The 8003-nt window shown below is 35.2% G+C and carries 10 protein-coding genes; 2 read left to right on the forward strand and 8 right to left on the reverse strand.

The genetic code is table 11. The features are described 5' to 3' along the window. Window positions 1-157 precede the first annotated feature (157 nt). The gene (locus ACMT7R_RS14800; protein ID WP_415312661.1) at window positions 158-448 is read right to left on the reverse strand and encodes a hypothetical protein; all 291 of its coding nucleotides are present in this window, start codon (window positions 446-448) and stop codon (window positions 158-160) included. Between the two features lie 725 nt (window positions 449-1173). On the opposite strand from ACMT7R_RS14800, the gene ACMT7R_RS14805 reads away from it, so the two are divergent. Beyond that, the gene (locus tag ACMT7R_RS14805) at window positions 1174-1305 is read left to right on the forward strand and encodes a hypothetical protein (protein ID WP_415312739.1); all 132 of its coding nucleotides are present in this window, start codon (window positions 1174-1176) and stop codon (window positions 1303-1305) included. Window positions 1306-1970: 665 nt separating this feature from the next. On the opposite strand, the gene ACMT7R_RS14810 is transcribed toward ACMT7R_RS14805, so the two are convergent. The 7 genes from ACMT7R_RS14810 to ACMT7R_RS14840 form a co-directional block, all read right to left on the reverse strand. Then, complete coding sequence (locus ACMT7R_RS14810; RefSeq protein ID WP_415312740.1) at window positions 1971-3392, reverse strand: cation:proton antiporter; 1422 nt, start codon at window positions 3390-3392, stop codon at window positions 1971-1973. Window positions 3393-3571: 179 nt separating this feature from the next. Next, window positions 3572-4258: an SLC13 family permease gene (locus tag ACMT7R_RS14815; protein WP_415312749.1), complete on the reverse strand. Its 687-nt coding sequence runs from the start codon at window positions 4256-4258 to the stop codon at window positions 3572-3574. Beyond that, window positions 4251-4655 (reverse strand): sodium:proton antiporter, encoded by a 405-nt coding sequence (locus ACMT7R_RS14820; RefSeq protein ID WP_415312742.1) that lies wholly within the window; start codon window positions 4653-4655, stop codon window positions 4251-4253. Before ACMT7R_RS14820 ends, ACMT7R_RS14815 begins: the two co-directional genes overlap by 8 nt. Next, window positions 4639-4986 (reverse strand): hypothetical protein, encoded by a 348-nt coding sequence (locus ACMT7R_RS14825; RefSeq protein ID WP_415312500.1) that lies wholly within the window; start codon window positions 4984-4986, stop codon window positions 4639-4641. Before ACMT7R_RS14825 ends, ACMT7R_RS14820 begins: the two co-directional genes overlap by 17 nt. A 485-nt stretch (window positions 4987-5471) precedes the next feature. Beyond that, on the reverse strand, window positions 5472-6239 hold the full coding sequence (locus ACMT7R_RS14830) for a PepSY domain-containing protein (RefSeq protein WP_415312744.1): 768 nt from the start codon (window positions 6237-6239) through the stop codon (window positions 5472-5474). 257 nt (window positions 6240-6496) lie between these two features. Further along, on the reverse strand, window positions 6497-6955 hold the full coding sequence (locus ACMT7R_RS14835; protein WP_415312746.1) for a hypothetical protein: 459 nt from the start codon (window positions 6953-6955) through the stop codon (window positions 6497-6499). Between the two features lie 116 nt (window positions 6956-7071). Then, window positions 7072-7323, reverse strand: a complete 252-nt coding sequence (locus ACMT7R_RS14840) for a hypothetical protein (RefSeq protein WP_415312747.1) — start codon at window positions 7321-7323, stop codon at window positions 7072-7074. Window positions 7324-7385: 62 nt separating this feature from the next. Here ACMT7R_RS14840 and ACMT7R_RS14845 point away from each other — a divergent pair, with 62 nt between their 5' ends. Continuing rightward, window positions 7386-7994 (forward strand): DDE-type integrase/transposase/recombinase, encoded by a 609-nt coding sequence (locus ACMT7R_RS14845; protein WP_415310948.1) that lies wholly within the window; start codon window positions 7386-7388, stop codon window positions 7992-7994. The last annotated feature ends 9 nt before the right edge of the window (window positions 7995-8003 follow it).

Raw genomic sequence — 8003 nt, forward strand, 5'->3', positions numbered from 1 at the left:
ACTCATCAAGTATATAGTTCGAAATCATTTTTTAAACGTTGTACAAAGATCGTTTAAATTTTCTTTGCTTTCTCTCTCTCTCTGTGTGTGTGCGTACGCGCTATATCATCGACATAACCCTACATCACATTCTAAACTGGTCTAATTAAACGAAATTTTAAAAAATCACTTGGCCATCTCGATCATAATTCTGCTTCAAACAAATGGCAAATCCTACATGACCACAATCATCAGTATTACAGGTCACGCACCACGGCATACCCTCCCTGTAACCAACAATAACATCCTTTGAGATACTTTTGTCAAATAAAATGACATATTTATTATCGAGATAGTCTTTGACTATTATTATAGTACTCCCAGAATTGGTATCCTTGTTTACTAGCCATCTCATAAATTCCATGGTACCAGTATCAAGGGTGTCCAATTCGGAATTAATATCAGACATTCGGGATATTCCCAATAATCATATATTACCCTCATTTTTAAAGGGTATGTAATTTACAACGACAAAATCGCATTGTAAGCTGTTACTAAACTACATTGTTTGCTTGGATGTACTGAAATTGTTATCTACCGTATCTATAGAAATTCTTGAGTTTATTGACAGATAAGCATCATTATTGTTGTTGCCGTCAAACAAGTATTCATGTATTACACTGATTGGATGGGGATTCATCGTCTTGTTTGTCCGATTTAGTAGAGGTTGATGATGTTATCGTTGTGTCGTCAGGGTCGCAAGCAAATTTGATAATCATCTCTAATTTTAAAAGATATGGCGCGTTATGAATCTAATAACGATAGTTACTACACCCACACGAGAAAAACCGAACTAAAAGTTGCACCAACTACCTTTGCCTAGCCTTGATTACAACTAAGGATAATTCTCCCATTGAATCATGTAATGTACATCCCTACTATTGCTACCCGAAATGTGGTAGTTAGTTCATATTCAACCAAAATTTCTTTATTAACTATATTTTAATATGATGGAAATATATAATTCACCATGATAAATCGAAAAAATTTGGTATTCACCTTTGGGTTGGTCGCAATTTTTGTTGGACTTTTCTCCAGCATGAATTCAAATTCGCCCATTTTAGCCCAACAAAATTCAACAAGCTCGACTTCATCATAGGTCAGCATAGAAGACATTGAACAAGTAAAGCATCATTGGACCAAGCAATTACCGAATTACAAAATAATAATCTTACTGGTGTTTTGAACTACATCGACACATCGGATAATTTATTGTGTGATGTAGAAGATCAGCTTGAGCGAGATTTAGGACAGGATGATGATTAAAGGTAAATAGACAAGTCCTCTTTTTTATTTCTAATAGCTACATACGTTCTCTTTAAGAACTACATAAATTTAGTATAATCTGAAAAGCGTTCTTTTATTTTTAAAATTCTATTTAAAATAATTGAGGAAAATTGGAACGTATAGATCGTCCTGGTAGGTAGATGGGTAGAGTTTGATTGTCTTACTTGGCTTTACAGGTTTCAATACATCTGCCGAATAGGTAATCCCATTTTCCATAAGAATTTTTCAAAAATACAAAGCTGTTCTAGCTGCGGAGATGTATCGAAATTTGTTTTATCAAATGGTATGTCATGATTATCTTGCAGATTCTGTCGGTTTAGGTTTATCAGATGAAAGTAATTTTTAGAGCATTTGAAAGCTTGCTTGCTTGCTTGCTTATATAATTCTAAACGTATTATCCAAATCCAAAAATTAATTAGTCATTACATCAATCGTTTAAATAGTAACGTTAATTTCACCTTGATTTTTAGTCCTCATGATCCATTGATCACTCTGAGCAGTCATCTTCTATGGGTTGAAACTTGTAGATGGAGATTTTTATTGCGTGAACTGTCTATTGTAGGCGACAGAGCAGCTCAAGTCTTGTGGTGATCTGACATAGTTTCATTTTTATCATTATCCCCATGAATTATTATTTATAACCATCAATTATTGTTTTCACTTGTTGAATCTTTGTTGTCCTTATCTTTATCTTGGTCAGAAACTTGAGATGTTGTGCTACTCTCACCTGGATCTGATTTAAAACTGATTCTTTTTCCAAGTTTAAGCATATACGGGGTTATGAATGTGGTTAATATCGTTACTACTCCCAATATAGGAAAGACGGAATTTGAAACAGCACCCGTATCTTGTCCTACCTTGGCCACTACTAAGGACAACTCTCCTCTAGCAGCAGACATCCCTATCCCCGTTCTGAGGGCAGTAGTTTTTCCATATTTGGCTAAGGATGGTCCACCACTTACTATTGCAAGCTTTGAGGATAAAGAAACAGCAATGAGAATTAAGGCAGGGACTATAAAGGCTGGAATAAGTGATATATCCATTAGCGCCCCGATGGAAATAAAAAACAAAGCAGCAAACATATCTCTTAATGGAGTAGTAATTACCCTAGCAACTGACGCGCTTCTTGCCTCAGCGATAAGAACTCCGGCAAAGAACGCACCTGTTGCAACAGACAATCCGACGGATTTGGCTAGAAATGATAAAAAGAAAGCTACGCCTAGAATGGATATCAAAACCAATGCATAGTCGTTTACTTTGCTTATTCTGTCGACTAATTTTGGGACAAGTCTAGAACCAATGAATAATGTACCGCCTATGAAGGCACCTACAATCAAAATTGAGGGTATGAGATTAACAAATGAGGCATTACCCTCCTGTGTTACTACGGACTGAAGTATTCCCAATATTGCAATTGCGAGAGTATCTTCAACTATAGATATACCAAGCAACAATGTTGTTGATTGGTTTTTTATCATATTCAGTTCTTCAGGTACCTTTAGTGTAACTGCTGTGCTAGTGATAGAAAGTGCAAGTGCAATAAATAGTGAATCAAAGTAAGAAAACCCAAGAAATTGGGCAACAACAAATGTAATCAAAAGTGTTCCCATGGATTCTGCTACTGCTACTATTGCAGAAATACGGCCTACTTGTCTCAATCTATTTATTGGAAAATCAATTCCAATTACAAATAACAGCATTATTATTCCTAGTTCTGCAAAGGCATTTAGAGTGTCTAAATTATGAATCAATGAGAATGGGGGTGTGTATGGTCCAATAACCATACCTGCGATAATATATCCAATTACCGCAGATTGCTTTAACTTAAAAGAAATGAGCAGCATCACTGTGGCAACTATCATAATAACTGCAAAATCCTGTACAAGCAAGTCTAATGGAGAATTCGTCTGATTAGCTCCTGGCTGTGCAGAAGTGTTAATAATATTATTATTATCTGATGCCGATATCCCAAATACTAGTAATGATGAATTTTCAGTTTCTGGATAAAAATTAATGGGAAATACACCAAAAATTACAACTAATAATAAAATTCGTATATTTCCCACCAAATATACTTTTTATCGCAATAATTAAAGTTTTTCATAAGCAGGCGAAGAGTCCTGATGTTAATATTATTTCAAGCTCTTCAGATCAGTAGCATCAATAATTCAGCTTTAATTCCCAAAAATATCAATATTGTTTGCGTAAAGTCAGAGGATGATGTCCTTTTGTAGCGAAGTGTCTCCTAGTAGACGAATAAAAGCAAACCATAAAGGACGATATTGCCTACTACCGGGGTCAAAAGCATAAACGGAAATCCTATTTTTATCCACCTAGTAAAGGATATGTAATGTCCAAACTTTTGGCTTAGTCCCGCAGCTACTACCCCTGCGCTAAATCCAATTAAAGATCCATTGCCACCCAAATCTGCTCCTAATGGAAAACCCCACCACAATGGACTAAACTGATAGCCACTATCTGGACCAAAAGCAGCAGCAATTGTCGGATCTGTATGTAAAGTATGAACTAATGGTATCATTGTCGTTGTAAAGGGAATGTTATCAATAAATGCACCTGCGATAGCTGATAACCATGTTATCATAAAAAATGTTAGCCAAGGATCACCTCCGGTTATATTAATAGCCATATTTGCAAGTATGGTTATTAGTCCCGCATGTTCTGCTACTCCTACAATAACAAATAGGCCAATAAAGAATAACAAAGTAGGCCAATCAACTTCATGTAAAATTTTTTCTAAAGAAACTCTGCTTATTATTAATAATACTGCTGCTCCACCTATGGCTACTATTGATACTTCCAAATGTGTTATGGTTTGTAAGGAAAACAGGATAACTACACCCACTATAACGATTAAGGACTTTAAAAGCAATCCCTTATGGTGTACTACTATCATATTTTCATCCCTATCCATCAACTCTTGGATATCTTTTTTGTTGTCCTAATTTTTGGGCACTTTTTAGGTCATTTCTGAAAAATAGTTTAATTAACAATAAAATAAATACAAAAACCACAGCAATTGTTGGTCCCAAATATATCAGAAAAGAATTAAAATCTATACCCGCAGCAGATCCGATCAAGATATTTGGAGGATCGCCTATTAAGGTTGCTGATCCTCCAACATTTGAAGCTAAAACTTGAGCCATTATGAATGGAAAAGGTTGTAGTCCTAAAGTTCGTACTATAGAGAGAGTTACTGGAATCATTAAAAATATAGTTGTAACATTGTCAACAAACATTGAGGCAACAGCAGTAAAGGTACATAATAATACCATCAGTATCCAGACATTGCCTTTACTTATTTTTCCCAATTTTATCCCAACTTGATGAAATACCCCCCTTTTCACCAAGTATGGTAACTAGAATCATCATACCAAATAAAAGACCTATCGTGTTAAAGTCCACGAATTCTACGACAAAATGTAGGCTATCTTCAGCATAAATTGATCCCAGAATAATGGCCAGTATTATTGCTAGAATTGCTCCAAACATTACAATAACTGTCCGATGGAGTATATCAAGTCCAAGTATGACATAGACAGCCAACATGATTACAGTGATACCTGCAATTATGGGAGTAACACTCTTTTCAATTACAAGAGGAGGAACAGTAAAAAGAATAACAACGTAAATTGCAATCAATAATATACCAATAGTGTATTTTTTATGGAAATCGTTAATCTATTTGAATATATTGCTAGCTTTTTTTAAATTGAACTTATTTTTGTTTATAATGTTAAATCCAAATCTCCCCTTGATTTATTATTATTCCACAACTCTTGCAAGTCTGATTAATTTCGCTGGTTTGATATAGATAGTAGTAAAGCTGCTTTTACAGGATCAGAAATGAGAGGTAAGTGTCGTACCAGATGACCATGCTTATTGAAGAAGAAACTGTAATACCCCTCATTTCTAGCAATACATCAACCATTGTCTTAGTTTGTTTGTTAGTTATTATCGTACTTTAGATAATATTAAACGATTTTCTCTGAATTGCACAAGAGAATATCACAGAATAATATCTTGAACTAATCATCTATTACTATTTGTACCTGTTTGCACTAGATTTCACTATAGACTTAACAATATGTTACAAAAAAAAGGATAGAAAATAAAGACAGGATTATTTAGTTCCATGGATTACCAGAATTAGCTTCACCATGGCCCATCATGTCCATTTCAGGTCCTCCCATCATGCCACCATGGCCCATCATGCCACCATGGCCCATCATGTCCATTTCAGGTCCTCCCATCATGCCACCATGGCCCATCATGCCACCATGGCCCATCATGTCCATTTCAGGTCCTCCCATCATGCCACCATGGCCCATCATGTCCATTTCAGGTCCTCCCATCATGCCACCATGGCCCATCATGCCCATTTCAGGTCCTCCCATCATGCCACCTTTACCACCATGGGCTAGCTTCATCAAATGCATAAATGATGTCTTTTCATCCTTCAATACATTGCCGTTACCCGGATCGACTAAAACCTTGTGTGGTGTTCCACTGGAGTCAAGTATGATCACCGTATAAACTATGTAATGTTTGTCGGGGTGTAAGAATGCAGCTATTGTAGTAGCATTTTCACCTACTGCTCCTTGAGCAGTCGTAATAGCGTCACTAATATCCACTGTAATCATGGATTTGAATGCATTAATTATCGGCTGAAAAATAGACACAGAGCTGGTCGAGTTGTTTTCTTTTTCTTTAGTCTCCTGGGATCGCATGGACATATCATGATTCATTGACATGCCCATTGAATTACTGGATGTCTGTAAATCCGTTGCGTTGCCTGGAGTTTGTGCGTATATACCCGATACAGGAGCGAAAACAAGTAGTGAACCTAGCAGTATAGCAAAAGATACTGCGAACAATGAATTTTTACGATTCATTAGATCAGAATATAAATAAAACTATTTAATGATCGACAAAATTATCCAAAACTAGAATATTAAATTGACCATAGATCAGATGTTACTTTAAAAACTCTTCGCGGCAGTCTAATACCTAGATACTTTGGCAAAAGATCATGTAAATACATCAAAAGTCATCGTTTTCTATAACTACTATTTCGGTTGTTAATTATTAATCTATTTTATTAAGAACAAAAGTAAAGAAAATAATGATACTTAGACGATTGGATATCTACCTAACTATTTGAGGGGGGACGAAATATTATGTTACAACCTTTTTTCATTTCATTAACAATATCGATACCATATTCTAATCCAAGGCGTTTAGAATAATCATTGTATTGACACACTGTTTCATTGTATTTTTGTATATCACGTTGTATCCCATTCATTTGGGTGTCAGTTCGAGTAACAGGAAATTTTTTAAGATCCCAATTACAGTTTACAGTGTCCAAGCCATAACAATTCATCAATTTTTTTTGATACATTATCGAATCCAATAATTCCTTTATTTGGTCATATTCGAATTTGTTCTCTAGAGTTATGATGATTGATCGCTTGAGTATCTTGCATCCTGAAAGACCAATCTTTACTGTTGATGGCAAAAGCCACGGTTTATTACCTTCTCCAACCGCTTCACTATCCTGTAATCCATTATTCTCAATAGGAGATGTTTTCACATATCGATTCTTCATATCAATTGCTAGCATGATATCACCATATAAATATATCGATTATTGCTAGCATGCTAGCGTTTATGATCATAATTTAACCGAAATATAATATTAATCTAAAAAGAGGGTATTAATATTTAGTTTAGGAATAGCTTATGTACATTTTCCTTGGTAACATGTAGTTTATACACCTCCTCTTTTTTTAGAATAAAGATCTGGTCATGTATTTCAAATAGTTCTATCAGGTCCTGTGTATTGGACTCAAGTAAAACATCTGTCTTGTATGTACAGTACATAAATCCAGCTATCCTATCATCATTATATGCTTTTTCAATGGTCAGTGCCTGTGTTAATGAATTGTGTCCAATATCGTTTATTAGAAAATCCATACAGCACATAGGCTCTGTTCAGTTAAGAAAAACCTATAGTTTGAAGACGTCTTATTTCATATGTGTTTACCAGAAATAAAACGCCTCCAGAATACGTCTATCGGGGCTTGTATTTGTATTTTTCAGGGCTATCTCTTAGGAGAACATCTGAAAGATTATCATACTGTATCAAACGAAATCATGTCACTATCTGGAACTGGATTCAAAAGTACCAACCTAAGATTATCAAGACAAAACAAAGACGGATATGTGAATTCATTGTAGATGAAACATTGCTTAAGGTAGGTTCAGAATACACATGGTTATGGGTTGCAATAGATGCAAAAAGTAAGGAAATTCTCGCACTATCTATCTCTAAAGAGAGAAACATGTTTGTTGCCGAACGGTTTCTGTTAAACATAATCAGAGACTATGGAAAGCATCCAGTTTCAACAGACGGTGGTGGTACCTGGTACCCCATGGCTTGTCAATTCCTTAAATTAGAACACCATCTCCATTCCTCCTATGAAAAAAGTTTGATTGAAAGAACAATACAATACATAAAGGATAGGACAGAGAATTTTGATGATTACTTTCCCTGCAGAATAAAGAACTGCAACCTAAAACATGTAAAAAACTGGTTGAACCTGTTTGTCGACTATCATAATAAGGAATTAAAACCTGTTAACTGAACAGAGCCG

Source organism: Candidatus Nitrosocosmicus sp. FF01 (assembly GCF_047711275.1).
In the GTDB taxonomy this organism is placed as follows: domain Archaea; phylum Thermoproteota; class Nitrososphaeria; order Nitrososphaerales; family Nitrososphaeraceae; genus Nitrosocosmicus.